Source organism: Zobellia laminariae (assembly GCF_030553095.1).
GTDB lineage: Bacteria > Bacteroidota > Bacteroidia > Flavobacteriales > Flavobacteriaceae > Zobellia > Zobellia laminariae.
This window is the reverse complement of the sequence record NZ_CP130738.1, coordinates 4,681,757-4,703,051: the sequence shown is the minus strand read 5'-3', so window position 1 is coordinate 4,703,051 and position 21,295 is coordinate 4,681,757. Positions and strand designations below refer to the sequence as shown.

At 36.0% G+C, this 21,295-nt stretch carries 21 protein-coding genes and 2 pseudogenes; 10 read left to right on the top strand and 13 right to left on the bottom strand.

All coding sequences use genetic code 11. The annotated features are described in order from the left end of the window. The first annotated feature begins 101 nt into the window (after positions 1-101). Both Q5W13_RS22720 and Q5W13_RS22715 read left to right on the top strand, forming a co-directional pair. On the top strand, positions 102-581 hold the full coding sequence (locus Q5W13_RS22720; RefSeq protein ID WP_155596769.1) for a hypothetical protein: 480 nt from the start codon (positions 102-104) through the stop codon (positions 579-581). Between the two features lie 136 nt (positions 582-717). Next, entirely contained in the window at positions 718-1,083 is a 366-nt protein-coding gene (locus Q5W13_RS22715) for a DUF4870 domain-containing protein (RefSeq protein ID WP_155596768.1), read from the top strand. Between the two features lie 72 nt (positions 1,084-1,155). Here the strand turns inward: Q5W13_RS22715 and dnaN are convergent, their stop codons facing one another. Both dnaN and Q5W13_RS22705 read right to left on the bottom strand, forming a co-directional pair. Continuing rightward, positions 1,156-2,274 carry a DNA polymerase III subunit beta gene (gene dnaN / locus Q5W13_RS22710; protein ID WP_155596767.1) on the bottom strand — a complete coding sequence of 373 codons (1,119 nt, stop codon included), beginning with the start codon at positions 2,272-2,274 and terminating at the stop codon, positions 1,156-1,158. Between the two features lie 625 nt (positions 2,275-2,899). After that, complete coding sequence (locus Q5W13_RS22705) at positions 2,900-3,733, bottom strand: SAM hydrolase/SAM-dependent halogenase family protein (protein ID WP_155596766.1); 834 nt, start codon at positions 3,731-3,733, stop codon at positions 2,900-2,902. Between the two features lie 290 nt (positions 3,734-4,023). Here Q5W13_RS22705 and Q5W13_RS22700 point away from each other — a divergent pair, with 290 nt between their 5' ends. Both Q5W13_RS22700 and Q5W13_RS22695 read left to right on the top strand, forming a co-directional pair. Then, a complete protein-coding gene (locus Q5W13_RS22700; RefSeq protein ID WP_155596765.1) occupies positions 4,024-4,977 on the top strand; it encodes a PhoH family protein in 954 nt (317 codons plus the stop codon). 42 nt (positions 4,978-5,019) lie between these two features. Then, entirely contained in the window at positions 5,020-5,970 is a 951-nt protein-coding gene (locus Q5W13_RS22695; protein ID WP_304444635.1) for a phosphoribosylaminoimidazolesuccinocarboxamide synthase, read from the top strand. 5 nt (positions 5,971-5,975) lie between these two features. Here the strand turns inward: Q5W13_RS22695 and Q5W13_RS22690 are convergent, their stop codons facing one another. From Q5W13_RS22690 to Q5W13_RS25490, 5 genes are read right to left on the bottom strand one after another with little or no spacing between them, the layout of a single operon-like run. Then, positions 5,976-6,635 (bottom strand): 3'-5' exonuclease, encoded by a 660-nt coding sequence (locus tag Q5W13_RS22690; protein ID WP_304444634.1) that lies wholly within the window; start codon positions 6,633-6,635, stop codon positions 5,976-5,978. Continuing rightward, a complete protein-coding gene (locus tag Q5W13_RS25505) occupies positions 6,635-7,213 on the bottom strand; it encodes a putative nucleotidyltransferase substrate binding domain-containing protein (RefSeq protein WP_368662347.1) in 579 nt (192 codons plus the stop codon). Before Q5W13_RS25505 ends, Q5W13_RS22690 begins: the two co-directional genes overlap by 1 nt. Then, positions 7,150-7,488, bottom strand: coding sequence for a DUF294 nucleotidyltransferase-like domain-containing protein (locus Q5W13_RS25500; protein ID WP_368662346.1), 339 nt, complete (start codon positions 7,486-7,488; stop codon positions 7,150-7,152). Before Q5W13_RS25500 ends, Q5W13_RS25505 begins: the two co-directional genes overlap by 64 nt. Beyond that, entirely contained in the window at positions 7,466-8,362 is an 897-nt protein-coding gene (locus Q5W13_RS25495) for a CBS domain-containing protein (protein WP_368662345.1), read from the bottom strand. Before Q5W13_RS25495 ends, Q5W13_RS25500 begins: the two co-directional genes overlap by 23 nt. Continuing rightward, entirely contained in the window at positions 8,343-8,558 is a 216-nt protein-coding gene (locus Q5W13_RS25490; protein WP_368662344.1) for a cyclic nucleotide-binding domain-containing protein, read from the bottom strand. Before Q5W13_RS25490 ends, Q5W13_RS25495 begins: the two co-directional genes overlap by 20 nt. 187 nt (positions 8,559-8,745) lie before the next feature. Between Q5W13_RS25490 and Q5W13_RS22680 the strand changes: the two genes are divergently transcribed. Continuing rightward, positions 8,746-10,992 carry an FUSC family protein gene (locus tag Q5W13_RS22680; RefSeq protein WP_304444633.1) on the top strand — a complete coding sequence of 749 codons (2,247 nt, stop codon included), beginning with the start codon at positions 8,746-8,748 and terminating at the stop codon, positions 10,990-10,992. Between the two features lie 2 nt (positions 10,993-10,994). Here Q5W13_RS22680 and Q5W13_RS22675 read toward each other — a convergent pair whose 3' ends face one another. The 6 genes and pseudogenes from Q5W13_RS22675 to Q5W13_RS22655 form a co-directional block, all read right to left on the bottom strand. Further along, positions 10,995-11,408, bottom strand: coding sequence for a response regulator (locus tag Q5W13_RS22675; protein ID WP_304444632.1), 414 nt, complete (start codon positions 11,406-11,408; stop codon positions 10,995-10,997). Between the two features lie 10 nt (positions 11,409-11,418). Further along, complete coding sequence (locus Q5W13_RS22670) at positions 11,419-11,922, bottom strand: sensor histidine kinase (RefSeq protein ID WP_304444631.1); 504 nt, start codon at positions 11,920-11,922, stop codon at positions 11,419-11,421. A gap of 12 nt (positions 11,923-11,934) precedes the next feature. Next, positions 11,935-12,021, bottom strand: a pseudogene (locus Q5W13_RS25485) (hypothetical protein); the annotation flags it as partial. Between the two features lie 664 nt (positions 12,022-12,685). Continuing rightward, complete coding sequence (locus tag Q5W13_RS22665; protein ID WP_304444630.1) at positions 12,686-13,081, bottom strand: response regulator; 396 nt, start codon at positions 13,079-13,081, stop codon at positions 12,686-12,688. Positions 13,082-13,349: 268 nt separating this feature from the next. Then, positions 13,350-13,985 carry a response regulator gene (locus Q5W13_RS22660; protein WP_155596758.1) on the bottom strand — a complete coding sequence of 212 codons (636 nt, stop codon included), beginning with the start codon at positions 13,983-13,985 and terminating at the stop codon, positions 13,350-13,352. Then, complete coding sequence (locus tag Q5W13_RS22655) at positions 13,975-15,981, bottom strand: tetratricopeptide repeat-containing sensor histidine kinase (protein WP_304444629.1); 2,007 nt, start codon at positions 15,979-15,981, stop codon at positions 13,975-13,977. The genes Q5W13_RS22660 and Q5W13_RS22655 overlap by 11 nt, the downstream gene beginning before the upstream one ends. 244 nt (positions 15,982-16,225) lie before the next feature. Between Q5W13_RS22655 and Q5W13_RS22650 the strand changes: the two genes are divergently transcribed. From Q5W13_RS22650 to Q5W13_RS22630, 5 genes and pseudogenes are all read left to right on the top strand, one after another. Then, positions 16,226-16,648, top strand: a complete 423-nt coding sequence (locus Q5W13_RS22650) for a hypothetical protein (RefSeq protein ID WP_304444628.1) — start codon at positions 16,226-16,228, stop codon at positions 16,646-16,648. Positions 16,649-16,654: 6 nt separating this feature from the next. Further along, complete coding sequence (locus Q5W13_RS22645; RefSeq protein ID WP_304444627.1) at positions 16,655-17,548, top strand: hypothetical protein; 894 nt, start codon at positions 16,655-16,657, stop codon at positions 17,546-17,548. Then, positions 17,494-17,984: pseudogene (locus Q5W13_RS22640) on the top strand (hypothetical protein); the annotation flags it as partial. The gene Q5W13_RS22645 and the pseudogene Q5W13_RS22640, both read left to right, overlap by 55 nt. 39 nt (positions 17,985-18,023) lie before the next feature. Then, the gene (locus Q5W13_RS22635) at positions 18,024-20,591 is read left to right on the top strand and encodes a M4 family metallopeptidase (RefSeq protein ID WP_304444625.1); all 2,568 of its coding nucleotides are present in this window, start codon (positions 18,024-18,026) and stop codon (positions 20,589-20,591) included. Beyond that, a complete protein-coding gene (locus Q5W13_RS22630) occupies positions 20,588-21,289 on the top strand; it encodes a hypothetical protein (protein WP_304444624.1) in 702 nt (233 codons plus the stop codon). Before Q5W13_RS22635 ends, Q5W13_RS22630 begins: the two co-directional genes overlap by 4 nt. Positions 21,290-21,295 lie beyond the last annotated feature (6 nt).

Here is a 21,295-nt window from a genome sequence, read left to right as displayed (position 1 = left end):
CAGAAATTCAAAAACAGGCTTCAAAAATTTAATAGCGGAATGTTTTTGGATTACAGAAAATAAGTAACTTCGTCCTCCATTAACTATTTAAATATATTATTATGAAGAAACGTTTATTAATATTTTCTGTTATTCTTTTTGGAGCGGCAACTTTTTCATTTGCACAGGAGGGAGAGGTCAAAGAGGTTAAGAATGATTCAATTTCTCAAGTAGAAATAGCTCAGAGAGAAGCTAAAGAGCTAAGAAAACAAATTGAAGTAACTGAGAAAGAAGCAAAGGCTGCCGAAAAAGAAGCGAGAGCAGCTGAAAAAGAAGCAGACGCAATCATAAAAGCGCAAAAAGCCGCTGATAAGGCGACTAAGAAACACGAAAAGCTTGCTAGTCAAATCAGCTCAGTAGAAAAAGGATTGAAGAAAGACGAAAGTAAGGTTGCCAAAATCAGGAATAAAATGGAGGTTGATAAAATTAAGGGAAGACTTTCTCCTAATGAGGTTGCCAAAATTGAAAAGAAGTTGGGTAAACTGAAATCAAGTATAAACAAGAATAAGCAAAAACTGATAAAGCTACAGAGTAAGCTTTAGGGTAGTAAACTTGTTATAATATAATCCCGTAAGGCATTGCTCTTGCGGGATTTTTTGTTTTTATTATTTGATTGAAATTGTAACATTTTTTGTTTTCGGTCGTCTTACTTGTAGAACCCCCTAAAACAATCAAAAAATGGAAATCATCAATCACAACAGAACTCTTGAACAAAACAATCAATTATTGGTAATTGCACATCTGTCGCAATTTTTGACCTATGTTACCGGTTTTGGCGGTCTAATAGTGCCGCTATTATTATGGCTCACAACAAAAGACACGGTAAATGGAATGGATGAGCATGGTAAGACTATTGTAAACTTTCAGTTGACAGTACTACTATTTACAATTCTAAGTGTACCGGCCATATTACTTTTTGGACTTGGTATCTTAAGCTTAATTTTTATAGGAATAGTAGCTTTTGTAATGCCTATAGTAAATGCGGTGAGAGCTAGCAATGGCGAAAAACCTAGTAACTTTATGACCATTCCTTTTATCTCTTAATAATCGCCTTATAAAAATGAAAAAGCCCCAAGAAGAAATTCTTGGGGCTTTTTATATTCTAGTAGTATCTGTTTAGCTGTTAAGCATAACTGGCATTACAAGCATAGTTACATTTTCACCTTCATCGAGACCATCAATAGGAGTAAGGATACCTGCTCTGTTGGGTAAACTCATTTCCAATGAAACATCATCAGAGTTAAGGTTGTTCAACATTTCGGTTAGGAAACGAGAGTTAAAACCAATTTGCATATCATCGCCTTGGTAAGAACAAGTTAAACGTTCTTCGGCTTTGTTACTATAATCTATATCTTCTGCAGAAATATTAAGTTCTGCCCCAGCAATTTTCAAACGTATCTGGTGGGTGGTTTTATTAGAGAAAATAGCAACCCTCTTTACTGAGCTCAAAAATTGATTTCTTGCAATAGAAAGCACATTCGGATTCTCCTTAGGGATTACTGCTTCGTAGTTTGGATATTTACCGTCTATTAAACGACAGATAAGTTCTGTATTCTCAAAACTGAATTTAGCGTTACTGTCATTGTACTCAATAACAACATCAGATTCGCTACCTCCTAATATTCCCTTTAAAAGAGTCAAAGGTTTTTTAGGCATTATAAATTCAGCAACTTGTGAAGCGGTAACATCAGTTCGTTGGTATTTTACTAGTTTGTGAGCATCCGTAGCAACAAAAGTTAAACTCTCTGTAGAGAACTGAAAGAACACACCGCTCATTACGGGTCTAAGGTCATCATTACCGGCTGCGAATATAGTTTTGTCTATAGCGGTAGCCAAGATATCTCCAAGAAGGGTAGTAGAACTAGGGTTGGCCAGTTCAACAGCTTTAGGAAATTCTGCTCCATCGGCGTATGCCAAAGCATATTTACCGTGATTAGAGCTTATTTCTACCGTGTTATTGTCTTCAACAACAAATGTTAAGGGTTGCTCCGGAAAAGTCTTTAGTGTCTCTAACAGAAGGCGAGCCGGAACGGCAATAGTACCTTGGTTGTCAGAATCTACATCCAGTACTGAGCTCATAGTAGTTTCGAGATCAGAAGCGGAGACCGTTAATTTGTTATTATCAAGGTCAAATAGAAAATTGTCTAGAATAGGTAGTGTGTTACTATTATTGATAACACCACCTAAAACTTGTAATTGCTTTAAGAGATACGTACTGGATACTATGAATTTCATAGGAGAATCGTTATTTCAAATTGTGGTATATAGTGTCTAAAATGTCTCGAATTTAAACCAAGTTTTAAAAAACCTGAGTGAAACAAAGATATTTGAAAAGCATTTTTTAGCGAAACAAACTTATTAACACCTAGACCCTGTATTTACGTCTTCTAAAATAGTTAAAATCAGCTTCAAAAAGAAGTGTTAACCCTGTGGGAAGTCCTATATTTATTAGTTGTCATTTAATTTTTTGGTCTGTTGTCTTTTGGGTGTTTAGGAAGGGTGTGGAAACTTTTTAATTTTGAATGTTTATAAGTCATTTTTCATCTAAATGGAAATTCAAGGCGTTTATTAAAAATTCTTTGTTATCGTAATAGTTGTTTTTCCACTTGTCATATACTTATACCAAAGGCTATTGATACGTGTCTGATTGCGGATTATACCCTCATCTGGAACTAGAAGCATTTAGTTTTATGCCCCTTGACCTAACGTACCTTTTAATGAAGTTGGTTTATTACGATTTGTGAATGCCTATGAAAATTCACTCGATATGAGAACCGCCAATGGGTAGTATCTTTTATGGTATAATTTTATTTCACGCTTAAAAAGCACCACATGAAATTTATAAACAGTTTCTAATTCACTAAGAAAAAGTAACGGTAACCGTATCTCTAAAATCAAGCCCTAATAGGGTAGAGGCTCCGCCCACGGTATTCAGGTCGCTTTTATAAATTGCCAGTTGTATGTAATTGGCACTGTTGAAAAGAGCTAAGCGGTCTCCCGCTCCTTTACGCTGTCCTTTATCTAAGTCAAAGTTGATGATGTCGCTATACTTATTATGAATCTTAGTGAATTTGGTCGTGCGGGCAGTAATCTCAAAATCTCGTCCCTTTCGGTAAGCTTCAAAAAAGTTTCTATTAATATTGGTAACAACATTCCCGTAGGCATCAATATAAATAACGCTACCTATAATTTTGTTTCCGTTATCCATCACGGTAGGTGAAAATTCACGAAGGTCCTTAAGTTGGTCAAAAGATTTCCCTACTACCTCTAAAGTACCACCGCGGGCAATATGGCAAGCAACCTGTACAAAAACATCTAAAACAGGGAATGAACCATGACTAGGATTGGGAATATTCAATTCCACCACCTTTTCTGGCTCAATTTCACTGGTAATAAGACCTATAACGCCATTATTGGCACTAATAAAATAGTGGCCGTTTACCAATACGGCTACGTGCTGGTTTTCCGGTGTGGGCTCTGAATCTACACCAACAATGTGTACAGTGCCTTCAGGGAAGTGTTCGTATGAATTTTTGAGAATATAAGCGCATTCCTGAATATTGAAAGGACTTATGTTATGTGATATGTCAACTATTCGGGCATCATGAAGCTCTTTGTAGATGGTTCCTTTAAGGGTACCAACAAAGTAGTCTTTAAGACCAAAATCTGTGGTTAGCGTTATAATTGGATTCATAAATTATTTTCATTTACATCAGGAAAAACAGGTGTTAGCTTAGTTTGAGACGATTGCGCAATGGCGCGTGAAACCGTAATGACCACACTAAACCTTTTCAGAAAGGAATGCAAGATGCTATTTGAGAAAAAATGAATCTGATTATTTGAGTTCGCTATCATACAGTAATGTTGATATGTTTTAGTTAGGCAAACTGAAATTTTCGTTAAGTTTGTTAAACAAAATTATAACAAAAAAACAGCCAAGCGAAATATTATGTTCACAGGCTTTCATTTTAACACCTCAACTTTTTGAACGAACTCATAATAGAACTTACCGAGATTAGCCCGAGAGAATTTTTTGGGCAACAAAATGAAAATATCGACCTACTTAAAAAGTATTTTCCAAAGTTAAAAATAGTAGCACGGGGAAGCAAGATAAAAGTCTACGGAGACGAAGAACTCTTGGAAGAATTCGAGCGTCGTTTTGATATGATCACTGATCATTTTGGAAAGTATAATAAACTAGATGAAAACGTCATTGAAAGGGTGTTGACCAGTAATATATCTACGGATTACGAGACGCCCGAAAGCAGTGATGAAACTTTGGTGCATGGCGTTAACGGAAGGTTGATAAAACCACAAACCTTAAACCAGCGCAGGCTGGTAGCCGCTGCTAAAAATAACGATATGGTTTTTGCTATAGGACCAGCTGGTACGGGCAAAACGTATACAGGGGTAGCTCTTGCTGTTAAAGCTTTGAAAGAAAAGCAAGTACGACGCATTATCTTAACAAGACCTGCAGTAGAAGCGGGAGAGAATTTAGGGTTTCTGCCGGGAGATTTAAAAGAAAAGCTAGATCCGTATATGCAACCCATATATGATGCGCTAAGAGATATGATTCCCGCTGAAAAACTAACGCATTTAATTGAGAATGATATCATTCAAATTGCTCCGTTGGCTTTTATGCGTGGCCGTACCTTAGATAACGCTTTTGTTATTTTGGACGAGGCGCAAAATACCACTCACGCACAGATGAAAATGTTTCTGACTCGTATGGGTAAGAATGCCAAGTTTATGATAACGGGTGATCCGGGTCAGATAGATTTGCCAAGAAGAATGATTTCAGGTCTAAAAGAGGCGCTTCTAATACTTAAGGATACAGAAGGTATTGAGATTATATACCTAGATGATAAAGATGTGGTACGTCATAAACTAGTGAAGAAAGTTATTGATGCATACAAGAATATAGAACACCAGAATTAATTTAGAACTTTCTCTTTTTTAATAAAAAATTACGAACATCCGATGAGCAGTACCATTACAGATACAAATTTTGAATTTCCGGGCCAGAAAAGTGTTTACAAAGGCAAGGTGCGTGAAGTATATGAACTTGATAACGGCGTATTGGTTATGGTTGCCACGGACCGTCTATCGGCTTTTGATGTGGTGATGCCAAAGGGTATTCCTTACAAAGGTCAAATTTTGAATCAGATAGCCACCAAAATGATGGAAGCTACTAAGGACATTGTTCCTAATTGGTTAATGGCTACGCCTGATCCTAATGTAGCTGTAGGTCATGCTTGCGAGCCTTTTAAGGTAGAAATGGTCATTAGAGGATACCAATCTGGTCATGCGGCCCGTGAGTACAAACTGGGTAAGCGTATGTTGTGTGGTGTAGCTATGCCAGAGGGAATGAAGGAAAATGATAAATTCCCAGAGCCTATTATTACACCAGCTACCAAAGCGGAAATGGGTGATCATGATGAGGATATTTCTAAAGAAGATATTCTTAAAAGAGGTATTGTTTCTAAGGAAGATTATGAAGTACTAGAGAAATATACAAAAGCTCTTTTTGAAAGAGGAACTCAGATTGCTGCAGAAAGAGGTCTTATTCTAGTGGATACCAAATATGAATTTGGAAAGACTAAAGACGGTAAGATAGTCTTGATAGACGAAATACATACGCCGGATTCTTCACGTTATTTTTATGCGGATACGTATAAAGAACTACAGGATAAAGACGAGCCTCAAAAGCAATTATCTAAAGAATTTGTGCGTCAATGGTTAATTCAAAATGGCTTTCAAGGTTTGGAAGGGCAGACTTTACCAGAGATGACAGATGCTTATGTGGAGTCGGTTTCTGAGAGGTATATTGAGCTTTACGAAAACATTACGGGAGAAACTTTTGTTAAAGCAGATATATCTGATATACAGAATCGTATAGATGGTAATGTACTTAATTACTTAAAGGGATAAAAGTTCTATTTCAGTAGTTTTTTCGCTGAAAAATTCTTCTTTGCTTTTAATCTCTGAACAATTTTTATAAAAGCAATGGCGGTAATATAGGCATCGCCCAAAGCAGTGTGTCGATCCTTTTTTGATATGTCAAATTTTTCCGCCAGCTCATCTAAAGAGTATTGCGGCTTTACATGTAGAAGCGGAGATTTGATTAGGGTTCGTTTGTAAAGAACTGAGGTATCCAAAAACTTGTTTTTCAGGTTAGGCATTCCGTGACGGTTTAAAGCATAGTTGATCATGTTACGGTCAAAACCAGCATGGTGTGCTACCAATACAGAATCTTCAATATACTCTAGAAACTTAATCAAGGCTTCTAGCTCGGTAATCCGTTCTTGTCTTTCCTCTTGTAGAATTCCATGAATCTCTATGTTTTTGGCATGGTAGAAATGTTGGTAAAGAAAGACCTCAAAACTGTCATTTATAGGAATACTGTTATTTTTCATGGACAAGGCGCCAATAGATAGTATGCGGTCTGTATCATAATCAAAGCCCGTGGTTTCTGTATCAAACACAACAAAACGTATTTCGGAAATGGTATAATCTACCTTCTTGTTGAACTTTGCTTCATATTCTAACCAAAAATCAGGGTAGTGTTTTTTACGTTTTTTTTTGAAGAAATCCATTAGCCGAGTAGGTTTGTTACTTTAAAGCGAATTTTAAGAAGCTCCTGTAAATCTTTTATGGTCTTAAAACTACGTTTCAGTTTTATTTTCTCTTCTTTGGTCAGTTTAGTTAAAGCAATAAAACGACCAGAATCATTATGTAATAGACCTTGTTTTGTCCTGAATTTCAGCAAGGCTTTTGTAGCGTAGGAGCATGCTAAGAAAAGTTCTTCGTTGTTCGGCTCTAGTTCAGCCAACTTCTCAAAACGTTCTGCTGTATTGTTAATGGACTTTACTTGATGGGAGAGCACTAGTACTCTTGCGCCATCTATTAAAGGCATTAGAGCTCTTCTTTTTAAATCAAAGAAATCTTTATACTCACCATCCTCTTCCACTAAAAAGCTTCTGAAAAATCCGCTAGGGGAAGGGCTTTGGAGTGCACCGCTTGCTAGATGTAAAAAGAAAACCGGATATCTCTCAGTAGTTTCAAAAAGATGGGCACTTAATTCGTTTACTAAACTAACATCGCCATAGGCTAGGTTGTAATCAAAGAATATGGAGGATAACAGTACTTCATCCGGGCCAGGTTGGTTATCCAATGAAAGGTGCGGTCTTTCCATTCGGCTAGGCTCAAACACCAATCAGGGTTGGAGGCCATCATTTCGGCAGGGCAGTATTCGTATCCTATTTTGAATAAGCCCTTAGTGACCAATTTTGCCAATTCCAAAAAGTAAATACGTGTTTCCGTAAGCTGCTCATCAGGTACGTTTTCAAAAACTAAGGCGTTATCTTGATCGGTTTGTAATAGTTGTTCACTACGACCTTGACTTCCCATCGCCAACCAAGCAAACTTAACCGGTGGCGGTGTATCCATCCCATAACGCAATCTTGGTAATTTGTTTGATACAGGCATCGTTTAACTCAGAAATAATTTTTGAGATAAGTGTTAACGGTAAATTCTGTTCTAAATACCCACTCAACAAGTCCATAATTCTTCTGCGGACTGTTTTTAATTTTTTGAATCCGTTGGCTCTTTTAATGGCTTTTAAAAGTACTGCTGGGTTGTTTCCGAGCTCAAACATTATATCATGTTTGCTTATGATACCTACGGCTTCGGAATCTGGGGTGCCGTCCATAGTAAGGCATAGGTGGCTAATGCTACTTTTCATCATGGCCATTTGCGCCTGTGTGATGGTCATTTTTTTAGGATAGGTAATTACCGGCGAACTCATGACATTTTTAGCACGAGTGGTTATAGGGAATAGGCCGGTTGCGATTTTATTACGCAAATCTTTATCCGTTATAATACCAACAGGAAGGTTGTCTTTTACAATCAATACGGACCCCACCTTTTTTTCGGTCATAGTAGTGGCTATGGTCTTTATTGTTGTGTTCTCGGAACAGGAAATCAATTTTTTGGAATATGACACGCCCTGCAGGTCTAATAATTCACTGCTTTTTAGTGGGTTGCTTTCAGCGGGAGTAGAACCCTCATAGAGTTTTCCTCTATAATTTTTTGAATATGGATTACGGGTGTTGGAGGCAAAGCTTTCAATTAAAAAGGTGCCAACTGCTTCGTATTCTTTAATTATAGGCTTAAACTCGATTATTGGAATAGCGTAAAGAATAGTTTCTTCGTAGGCTTTAGCACCAATTTTATAGTTTTCGTTCGCAATCAATGGGCGGAGGCCAAAAATATCACCTTCATCACATAAATCTACCACTTCATCATTCGGCTCTTTGGACAAGTACTACAGCACCTTTATGTACTACATAAAAACAAGGGTGAGCTTCTTCTTCAATAGTAAAGATAACCTCGCCCTTTACTTTGTAGATAATACGTACTTGTTCGGATAGGTTTTCTAGTTCCTTGGTAGCTACTTCGTTAAAAGGCGGGTAGTTTTTAAGGAAATCGGCAACCCTAGCAGAAATCGTATTCTTCATAAAGTAAATTTAAAGCTAAAGTTAGATCAGGACGAGCATAAAAAAAAGGAAAACCAAATAAAGAACGAATACCAAGGCTTCTTCATCGCTTCTTTTAGTTCGGGTTGATAGTTTTCTAGAAAGAAGGCTAAACATTTTGAAGCAGCCCAAAGTTATCTGCTATCTTTGATAGTTCAAAAGCATGGTTTTGGGCATATTTAAAGGAAACATAGCAATAAACTTTAGAGAGCTTTTACAATTTTTTAAGAGCGCTGATTTTTCTAAAGCTATAATGGTTGGCGTAGCGGTTACTGTTCCTATTCTTTTGGGAATATATTTTGACCAGTTAGAAATTGGTCTGGCCATATGTTTTGGAGCTTTTTGGAGTTCGCCTAGCGATGCAAGTGGTAGCTACAGACATAAGAAAATTGGTATTCTCTTCTCCGCGGCTTTAGTGGTCATCGTTAGCTTTATTGGAGGGTATCTAGATTTACCCATTTACATTTTGATACCCATTTTAGGTCTATTGACCTTTTCCATTGCCTATATCTCCGTATTTGGTTTTAGGGCTTCATTAATCAGTTTTTCTGGTTTACTGGCCTTGGTTCTGAGCTTTGCACATGAACTGCAGGAACTAGAAGTTTATCAATATGCATTGTTGGTGGGGCTGGGCGGTTTGTGGTATCTGCTATTAGCTGTGGTTTGGCACGGTATTAATCCTACAGGAGAAATAGAGGAGACTTTTCAAGAAACCTATCTCTTAACCTCTAAATTTTTACATATTAGAGGGCAATTGATAGAGCCGGGTCTTGATAGGCAAAAGTTACTTTCCGAGCTCCATAAATTACAAGAGCAACTCATGGAGAAACATGAGAAGTTAAGGGAGACTCTTATCCTTTATCGTAGAAGTTCAGGACGTTCTATTTACCATAGTAAGAAATTATTGGTCTTAGCTCAGCTTGTAGAGATGCTTGAAATAGCGATAGCTAAACCGGTTAATTACAGTAATATGGCTGTGGTTTTGGAAAAACACCCCCAATTTGTAGCGCGGTTTCAAAAGTTAATGTTCAAAGTGTCCGAGCAATTAGAAGAAATAGGTTACGCTGGAAAGAATAAGAAAAAATTACCTAAAAACGGAGAGTTGCAACAAGCTCTAAAAGACATAGAGATTGAGATATCCGTGCTGAAAGCAAAACCCAATAATGAGAATTTGAGTGCATATTTAATGCTCCAAAATCTATATGAATACCAAGAACAGCAAGTAGAGCTACTAAAAAAGATAAAGTGGTTGTTAGATGACCCTAAGGAAGAGGAACTAGAGTTTATTGATGAAAAGTATGCACGTAAATTTATAGCGCCGCAAGATTATGACCCGAAGATGTTGGTGAGTAATTTTAGTTTTGAATCTCTAATTTTTAAGCATGCACTTCGGTTGGCAGTAACTGTGATGATAGGTTATGGCATAGGGACTATATTTGATTTTCAGAACCCTTATTGGATTTTATTGACCATCATCATTATCCTGAGACCTAGTTACGGACTAACCAAAACAAGATCAAAAGATAGGATTATAGGAACCCTTATTGGCGGTGCAATAGCCTTTATTATTGTTTCCCTTGTGCAGAATACCTATTTGTTTGCCGTACTGGGTATAGGCTCTCTTATTGTGGCCTTTTCTATGCTACAACGAAATTACAAGACCGCGGCAACGTTCATTACTTTGAGTGTTATTTTTATTTACGGTATCCTCCGTCCAGATATATTGACGGTTATACAGTTTAGAATTCTTGATACCGTAATTGGTGCAGGATTGTCATTCCTAGCCACTTTGGTATTATGGCCTGCATGGGGTTTTTTAAGCATGAATAATAACCTTAAGAATTGCCTGATAGCCAATAAAAATTTTTTGAGGGAGATTGCAGCCTTTTATAGTTTAAATAAAAAGGATCATACAACCTTACGATTAACTCGTAAAAAAGCTTTTCATGAGACCTCTAATTTAAGCGGAGCCTTTCAACAAATGGTTCAAGAACCAAAATCAAAACAGATAAATGTAAATGAAGTATATGAGTTGGTAACGCTAAGCCATGCTTTTTTGTCTTCATTGGCGTCTTTAAGCTCGTATATTCAGAACCATTGTACCACAGAAGCTTCCGAGGGATTTAAATCTGCTGTAGCGCATATAGAAGGAAACTTGGAAAGAGCAATTGGTATTCTGGCACATGTAAATACAAAGGATAATTTTTCACTAAAAAGTCAAGAGCAATCCTTTGAGGACAATCGTCTGAAATTCAATACCATTGTATGGGATTTTGAAAATGCGTTAAAAGTAGGGGATGAGCGTAATTTACAAGAGGCTCATTTAATTATAGGACAATTACGTTGGCTCTTTTCTTTAAGTGGAAAAATGTTAAGAATAACCAATAAAATTGAAAATGATTCAGTAGTTGAATAGAATCAACAACTAAGAATTATTATAGTGTTAGATTGAAATACTCGACCAAGGATATTTCTTATAGCCTCTTCGTTTAGAGGTTTGAACATCATAGCTTCAATTTCACTGTATAAACTCATTTTACCTTTGTCCGAAGGGATAATGGAAGTGGTTAACAGTATAACCCTAGTATTAATTTTTAGAGACATATCGATCTCTTCATAAATCTCCATGAACTCCCAAGCATCCATAGTTGGCATATTTATATCTACAAATATGAGTTCCGGGAATACCTCTAAAGTTTTAAGGTATTCAATAGCTTTTATTCCCATAGTAAAAGTGTGAATTCTCTCTACACAGTTAACACGTCTTAAGTACGTTTCATGAATAAAATTAGTAGCACTGTTATCATCTAATAGAACAATTGATTTTAGCATATTTTTAAAATTATAGATTTAAATTAAATAGGAAAGTACATCCTTTACCAATTTCTGATTGCACCCAAATCTTCCCTTTATGTAGTTCCACTATTTTTTTACAATGAGTAAGGCCTATACCGGTACCTTCATAATCTTCCTGATTATGCAATCTTTTAAATACCTCGAAAATATTATCCTGATTTTTTTTGTCTATTCCTATGCCATTGTCTTTTACATAAATAAGATGCCCGTTTTCTGTGGGTAAAGTGCCAATTTCAATAACTGGATTCTCTGTCTTACTCACGAATTTTATGGAGTTGCCAATAAGGTTTAGAAAAAGAGAATGCAATTCAACCTTGTGTCCCGTTATTTTAGGTAGCTCCTTAATTATTAGTTTGGCATTGGTAGAAACTATACGTATTCGTAAATCTTTACGCACGTTTTCAACAATGTCATTTAAATCAATAAATTCTTTTTCGGAGTCACTTCCAATTTTAGAATATGCCAAAATCACTTTTACCAATTGCCCCATTCTGGCAGATGCTTCTTCTATAAAGTCTAAGTAGCTATTGGCATTTGGATCTAATGTTTTAAGATACTCATCTTTAAAAAGCGCTACAAAGTCCCTTATGGTTCGTAAAGGCTCTTGTAAGTCATGACTTGCTACGTATGCAAAGCGTTCCAGCTCTTTATTGCTTTGGAATAGTTGTTTTAGATTGGTAATTCTTTGTTCAAAGGCCTATCTACGGCTAGTGGTTCACCCATTAAAATTAATTTGGTCAGAATAAAAGTAGTTAATATCCTACATAAATATGTTAAAATGAATAAAATCTTATTAAGAATTTATGTATAATATTAACAACACTTTTTTATCAATTAATTTGGAGACTTTATCAATATATAAAGGATTAATAAAATTTATAAACAGGTAATCTAAGTCGCATTTTTTTGCCCATTTTAAAACTTAAAAAATCTCTAATATTTTGTTATCAGGGTTCAAAGCAGTTTTAAACTCTGTTTACTAGGGTTTGGAGCATCAAAAAATACATTGTAATTTTCTAAAGGAAGAAGTAGCCAGATGCTTGAATTTCAAAAATGAATTTTGCAGGAAGCTTTGCAAAAAAATCAACATTAAAACACAAAATTTAAAAGTATATGAAAGTGGGGGAGGTATTGAATTTAAAAGAAGTTATTTAGTTTTATGATGACTAAATTGCGTCTTTACCTGTTTTAATTAAACTTAACAGTTACACGTATTTTCTTTTAAGAAACTGTAGAATTTTAAACTCAAAAAACTAAAGAGTAAGATTAAAGTATTCTGTCATAATTTGCCTAATAGCAGTTTCGTTGAGCGGCTTGAACATCATGGCATCAATTTGTTCGTATTGTTCCATTTTCTCTTTATCAGAAGGGAGTATGGACGTAGTTAATAGAATTACTCTCGTATTAATTTTTAGAGACATATCTATCTTTTCGTACTCTTCCATAAACTCCCATGAATCCATAGAAGGCATATTTATATCTACAAATATGAGTTCGGGAAATGTTTTTAAACCATTGAGGTAGTCAAGAGCAGATTTCCCCATGGTAAAGGAAAGAATATTGGCTGCGCAGTTTACGCGTTTTAAGTAGGTTTCGTGGATGTAATTTGTAGCGGTATTATCATCTACAAGTACAATAGACTTAATCATAGTACGGGGATTATAGATTTAATAAAAGTAAAAAGCACTTCTTTGTTAAACTTTTATAATAATTTCATTTTTCTTTCGTAACCTTCTCTATTACGCTAAAAAATCTGGGAAACCTTTTACGAATATCCGAATTTTTTATGAAATTATCAACTTTAGAAGTTGTATAAACTAATAGTTTTCAGTCATAAACGATTGGTTATAATTTGGTTAATATTTATTTTTTATAAGCTGTATAGTTTTATTTAAAGATGGTGTTAGAATAAAATTTCTAAATTAATTTTCGTTCTACAGCTACTTTTATAAGCGATGCCGCATTAGAAACTTCAAGTTTTTGCATAAGATTACGTCTGTGGGTTTCCACAGTAAGTGGACTAATAAACAACTCCTCGCCAATGGTATTTGTAGTCTTTCCTTCCGCAATTAAAGTGAGCACATGCTTTTCTCTTCTGGTAAGTTTTGGCAAGTCCGTTCTTTCTTGAGTAACGGAATCTGCCAGAATTTTTTGCACCTCACTACCAAAATAGAAATTACCTTCGTGAACTTGGCTAATGGCATTTACCAGCTCATCTGCCGTAGCGTTTTTAAGCAAATAACCCTTAACGCCGTTCTTGATCATTTGGTTAATGATACTAGGCTCGCTATAGGTGCTAAGACCAATTATACCAACATTAGCCCTTATGTTCAGAATTTTCGTAACCATTTCAACCCCATTAATGTCAGGTAGGTTTACATCTAGCAAAATAACATCTGCAGTATCTTTTTCTAAGTAAGACAGGGTATCCGTTCCGTTTACAAAATGCGTTTTTACGGTAACACGCTCATCATCACTTAATAATGTTTTAAGTCCTTCAATCACCATAGGGTGATCATCAACTATTAAAATATGTATAGGTTTATGCTGCATCTACATTGATTTGGACGTTAACTGTAGTTCCTTCATTTTCTTCTGAGTGAAATTCTAATTCACCTTTTAAATAGGCTACCCTTGTTCTAAGGTTAGAGAGCCCCATACCACCATCTTTTTCTACAGGGTTTTCTTTATTAAAACCGACACCATTATCCTCTACGGTAATATCAACCTTATTGCCATCTCTCATATATTGTACTAAAACTTCAGAAGCATTAGCATGCTTTATGGCATTATTTATCAGTTCTTGAATTACCCGATACATGGTAACTTGTTCATTTAATCCTATACCTTTTTCAGTACCATAGAACTGCAAAGTTACTTTTGTATCATTACCTGTCATGCTGCTGCAGTAATCTTTAAGTGCCGCTTTAAGTCCAAATTTGACCAAAGTTTCGGGCATCATATTACGGGCAATAGAGCGCAACTCCGTTAGGGAGTCATCCAGATCTTTCATTACCTTTTTTAGTTGAGTCTTAGGGTATTCCTTTGGTTCGTCCTTATCTAGTTTGGACAAATTCATGCTAATACCGGATAACCTGCCACCCAATCCATCATGTAAATCTATAGCTAGCCTTTTTCGCTCTTTTTCTTGGCCTTCTATCATTGCCGAGAAAATCTGATTTTCTTGCTGTTGCTTTAATAGGGAAACTTCTTTTTCTTGTTCGCGTTCCTTTTTTCTTGCTCTCCTAAGTTTATCATTATACCCATAAAAACCAATAAAGAGTAATAATGCCAATATACTAGCAGTAGCACCTAATAAGTAGGTTTGCGATTTTTTCATTTCAAGAGCTAAGGCAGCTTCACTTTTTTCATTTTTTAGCGCTAGTATCTCTTTCTCTTTTGTGGCAGTTTTATATTGTACTTCCAATAGCTGCATGTCATTTCCCAGTTCTCCAACCCTGATACTATCTACTGCTATTACATAATCCTTTAAGTAATTATAAGCTGATTGATAATTGTTAAGTGCAGCTTCATATTTAGCTAAACTAAAGTAAGAGCCAGTTTTGTCACTGAACGAATGTTTATTGTCACTAAAGTTAATATACTTTAAAGTGTATTCTTTGGCCTTTTTAAAATCCCCCATTTTATTATAAGTTGAGGCATACCTCTGATAGAGCAGTTTTAAATAAAAGCTTGATGTGTTCTCTTCGTAGAATTCATAAGATTTGTTTAAGGCATCTATAGCTTTTTTATACTCTCCAGACTTACCATAGTAAAGACCAAGTTCTGCATAATAAGAACCTTTGTAGAAAGAATTGGGTATTAGGTCTAGATTTACTTTTGCAATATCCAATACAGATTTCATACGTTTTAATGAGTCCATACTTGCTAAAGCGGATGTAAATGCTAAGCTATGATATAGCATATCTTCTTCTGGAGTGCCAACTTCTTCGTATTGTTTTTGACTTATTAAAAACATTTCATAAGCCCTCTTAAAAAGCGAAATAGTCCCATACTTAATTGCTAGGCTTGTATTGGCGTTGGCTACAAACATTTTATCGCCCATTTTCTGTGCGTAGGGAATGGTTTCCGCAATGAGTTCAATTTCCTTTTCTACATTACCCTCGTAACCATAGGCTACACCTATATTGTATTTGCCACGCAACCATATTTTCATATTGCTGGCAGAAGAGTCTTTTGCAATAAGTTTATCGGCAAAATTGTTTCCTATCGTAAAGTACTTTTTGGCATTTTCAACATCAAAGTAATCAAGATAGCCACCAGCTAAATTTATATTGGCATCGGCCATGCCTTTCAGGTAATTTATCTTTTTACTTAGTGCAATTGCTTTAAAACCGTTTTCAAAACATTTTAAAGAATCTACGCCACCATAAGACCGTGCCAATTCGCTAAGGATATTTACACGAGTGGTATCATGCTCCGCAACTTTTAAAGCGCTTTCTAAGCTATCTAATCGCTCTTCTCGTCCGGTTTGGGCCACACTAGAAAATGATAGAAAAAGAATAAAAACAAAGACTATTGAACGCATTTAGGTATCTAGGTTTTTTGATTTGTTTAGATCCAAGATACTACAACTATATGGCACTATAAGCACCCTATAATCAATATACTGGAAAACCAGTAGAAAAATATACAAACATTATGGTATTTCAGAAACAGTCATTTAAAAATACCTTGTCATCAGCAAATTAGTACAGGTGTTGAATAACGATCAAGCTGGGTATTTATAAAATTTTTAGCCATAAAAACCTCCTGAAAAAATAATATAACAAATGAAACGGACACTCTTATTTACAGGTTTACTCTTCTTAACTCTTTTAGGATGTAAATCTCAGCAATACACTTTTGACGAATTACCGGAGAAACAATTGGTTTTTGGATATGGTGGTGGTATGGCGGGAAAGGTAGATACCTATATACTTCTTGAAAACGGCCAGTTGTTTCATAACAATTCACTCACCCAAGAGACCATAGAACTGGAAACCCTATCAAAGAAACAAGCGGAAGAATATTTTTTGAAACTAGAAGAATTATCACTCTCTACACTAGATTTTAACCATCCTGGTAGTCGCTATTACTTTTTAGAAGAAGTTAATAAAGACGGAAAACATAAAATTGTTTGGGGGGCTAGTGATCATAAACTTTCTAAGAAGTATTTGGATTTCTATAAAGAGATAAAAAACCATATTAAATAAACCGCCATGAGAAGCACACTATACGTATTCACTTTTGTCATCACTTTTTTTATGGCCATGTCCATTACGGCCCAAGATACTTTTGATGATAAAAGACATGAAAAAAGTACAACGGCTAAATCCGGTGTCATCAAGAAGTTTGCGCCACTAAAAATAGCAGCAGATAAAAAGAGATCTACAATTACGGGACGCACTAATTTTCAGATGCCCTCAATTTTTAATTCTAACCCCATAAATTCCAAATACGAACATAGGGTTACAAACACATCTGAAAACGGAATACCCTTATTTATAAAAAGTAGGGCGAATAAAGAAGTTGCGTCGTTAGCGGCAAAACAATCTCCAAATGATGTGGCCAAAGATTACCTAGCAGATGTTAAGAATCTTATTCAAATTAAAAACCCCGATGCTGAGTTTAAAGAAATTTCAAACAAGAGCGATGACTTAGGCCAGAAGCATATTAAAATGCAGCAGGTGTTTAAAGGCATTAAGGTATACGGTAGTGAGGTTATTTTGCATTTAGATAAAGGGAATAAAGTAAGCGCTTTAAACGGCAGAAATAAGCCAACACCCAGTATTGAAAATACAGTGCCAAAACTAACGGCACAAGATGCTTTAAAACAAGTAGAAATAGATTTAGGTGTTTCGCTTTCAAATGAATCTAATAAAAGCAAATCGCTTATGGAACCCTCAGAGTTTGAAAAAGAACTTTTAATTTATCCAATGGAAGTGTACAATGTGCTTGCTTGGCATCTAACCGTATATCCTGACATTAAGGATAGGTGGGATATTTTATTGATGCACAAACAGGACGTATTCTTGATAAACGCTACCATACCTGTACAATGTATCACAAGTACAAAGAAGAAAAAGAAAGTCATAAACATACTACATTGGTAGCCCCTCCAACTATCGGTTCTGGAAACGATTTAAATGGGGTTAATCGCCAAATTAAAACACATAGTATAGACGGTGTTCATTATATGTTGAACACTTCGGAATCTATGTTTAATGCAGCTCAGTCAGAGCTGCCAGATAATCCTGTTGGGGCTATACTAACATTTGATTTGAGGAATAAAGCACCTAATGAAGAGGTAACGGTATATCATGTGACCTCTACGGGAACTAGCTGGAATAACCCTACCGCAGTTTCCGCTCACTATAATGCGGAGTTATCCTATAATTACTTCAAAAACACTTTCAACAGAAATTCATTAATGGGCAAGGGGGTACAATAATTTCTTTTATCAACGTAGCGGATGAAAATGATGGTGATTATGATAATGCATTTTGGAATGGGAAAGCCATATTTTATGGTAATGGAAAGGATGCTTTTGAGCCTTTTGCAGGTTCTTTAGATGTAGCGGGTCATGAAATGTCTCATGGTGTTATTGAGACTGCGGCAAATTTAGAATATAAGAATCAGTCCGGAGCAATCAATGAATCTTTTGCAGATATTTTTGGAACAATGATCGATCGGGAAAATTGGTTGGTGGGAGAGGATATAGTAAATAGAGATTATTTTTCCTCCGGAGCAATGCGTAATCTTCAGAATCCAAACAATGGGGTTAATTCCGGAGATAATGGATGGCAACCAAAAGATATGACGGAGTACTATTCCGGTTCAGAAGATAATGGTGGGGTTCATAGGAATAGTGGTATTGTAAATAGAGCGTATTATTTGATTGCCACGGAGATAAGCAAAGATAAAGCGGAACAGATATACTACCGTGCCTTAAAAAATTATTTAACGGTGTCTTCTCAATTTATAGATCTTAGAATAGCTATAATTCAATCTGCAACAGATTTGCATGGTGAAAACTCACCAGAGGTATTAGCTGCAAAAACAGCTTTTGATACCGTAGGTATTGCAGATGGGCAAGCGTCGGATACGGATAATGATATTCCCACAGTTGATGGCGAAGAGTTTATTTTAAGTATAGATATTAGAGATACGGACCCTAATACTTTATATGCTTCCAATATTGAGGGAACTGAATATTACCCTTTAACAGAAACCGGTGTTTTTAGAAAACCTAGTGTTGCAGATGACGGTAGTTTAGTCATATTCGTAACCGATGAGAATAAAGTAAATGCTATAGAATTAAATCTTAATAACCCCGTAGAAACAGTCATCTCGGAAGAGACCATATGGGCAAATATTTCTCTATCAAAAGATGGGACAAAATTGGCGATGGTGTTAGACGATCAGTCCAACATTATTTATATTTCAGACTTGGTTACAGGAGAAGCCAAAGAGTTTTTTCTGTATAACCCAACCTCTGCAGACGGTGTAACTACAGGAGATGTATTGTATCCTGATGCTCTAGAATGGGATTATTCAGGGCAATATTTAATTTATGACGCCCTGAACAGATTAGATAATCCAGACGGAAATGCAATAGAGTATTGGGATGTTGGTGCTTTGAAGGTGTGGGACAATGCATCCAATACATTTGGGGATGGCGATATTCAAAAGATATTCTCCAACTTGCCCGAAGGCGTAAATATTGGTAATCCTTCTTTTTCTAAAACCTCTGGTAACATTTTAGCATTTGATTATTTTGATAATCTTGAAAATACCTATCAGGTAATTACCGCCAATATAGAAACAGGAGAGGTAAATGTAGTTTATGAGAATAATAAGCTAGGCTTTCCCAACTACTCCAAAACCGATGATAAAATAATTTTTGATACCAACAATGGTTCAGATCAAGACATCATGTCAATAGATATGGCGGCCGATAAAATGAAGCCAGCTGGTAACTTGGCAGTATTGATTCCCAACGGTAAATGGGGAATCTGGTATACGGTAGGTTCTAGAAGTACATTAAGTAGCGAAAAAGAAATAACAGATTTCAGGTTTAATGTAACCTCACCATCAGCCATAGGTACGATTAATGGGAATTCAATTTCGGTTGAATTACCAAGTAATATCAATCCAGCAAATTTGGTAGCAACTTTCGCTAGTTCTGCAAGAAGTACTGTCTCTGTGGCAGGTATAATTCAACAGAGTGGGGTAACCATTAATGATTTTACCAGTCCTGTAATCTATACGGTTACAGCGGAAGACGGGTCTACCAAAGATTTTACGATCAGTCTGGGCAATAGTACACCAACCGACCCAAATGATAATGATGGAGACGGCGTACTCAATGCTAATGATACCTGCCCAAATACTCCGTTTGGAGCAACGGTAGATGTAAACGGATGCGAAATCTTCTCATTACCCAGCACTAATTTTACTGTAGCTACTAAAGGGGAATCTTGCGTAGGTAGTAATAACGGAAGCATAAATGTTAATGCAAACGCTGACTATAAATATATAGCAACATTGACTGGAAACGGAGTAAACAAAACTAATAATTTTACCAGCTCCGTTTCTTTCTCTGATTTAGAAAGTGGGTCTTATACCGTGTGTATGACCGTTAACGGAGAGGCAGGGTATAAGAACTGTTATGATGTTAATGTATCTGCACCAGAATCACTTTCGGTAACATCAAAAGTGAATTTAACTGCTAAATCTGTAACGCTCAATTTATCTGGTGCAGAGGAATACACTATTTCACTTAATGAGGAGACTATAGTTACTAAAAAGTCTGAGGTAACTATTCCCGTTTATGCATCCACCGCAAAGTTGACCGTTAAAACAAATAAGAATTGCCAAGGAGTTCATGAGGAGAGTTTGGACTTTAACGAACAGGTTATCATCTATCCTAATCCTGTCAAAAGCGGAAAAATCTCAGTAGTTCTCGGTAGCACTTCAGAAAATGAAATACCTATTCAATTAAATACTTTTGATGGTAAAATGGTATTACAAAAAGTAATAGAGCCCAATACTAGCACTGTAAAAATTGATGCAAATAGACTAACAGCAGGAGTTTATGTGTTGTCAGTTCAAATAAACGGAGATACAAGAACATTTAAAATTATTAAACAATGAGAATAGTAAAGTCAACCATAGCGCTATTATTGGTAATACTAATGACGGCATGCCCAGGTAGTAAAGATGATGGACCGGATGTAGATGAAATGGGAGATCCTGGTAGTGTAACTTTGGTTTTTCCCGATAACAATTCCGAGTGTACGGAAGGCGCAACAGTCAACGATGTGCAGAGCGCCATTACATTTCAATGGCAAGCTTCAGAAAATGCAGATAGCTATGAGGTGAATGTAAAAAACCTCGACAATGGAGAGACCCAAAAAACAGAATCCAACAGTAATGAATCTACCATCACATTAAATAGTAATACACCCTATGAGTGGTTTGTGATAACGAAAAGCAATGATTCAGAATCAGCCCCGGAAAGCGCCAAATGGAAGTTTTACAATGCAGGCGTAGGTGTAGTTAATTATGCCCCTTTCCCAGCTGAAGCTTTTTATCCCAAAAGGGGAGGAACTATATCAGCAAACACTAGTGTAGCATTAGAATGGAAGGGTGATGATGTGGATAATGATATTACAGAATTTGAGGTGTTTTTTGGTACGGAAGCTAATCCCTCAGTTTCTATAGGTAGTACAATTGAAAATACAATGACTGCAAATGTCATTTCCGGGGAAACTTACTATTGGCAGGTAAAAACCGAGGATAAAACAGGCAATACCTCAATATCAGAGATTTTCAATTTTAAAGTCGAATAAAATACT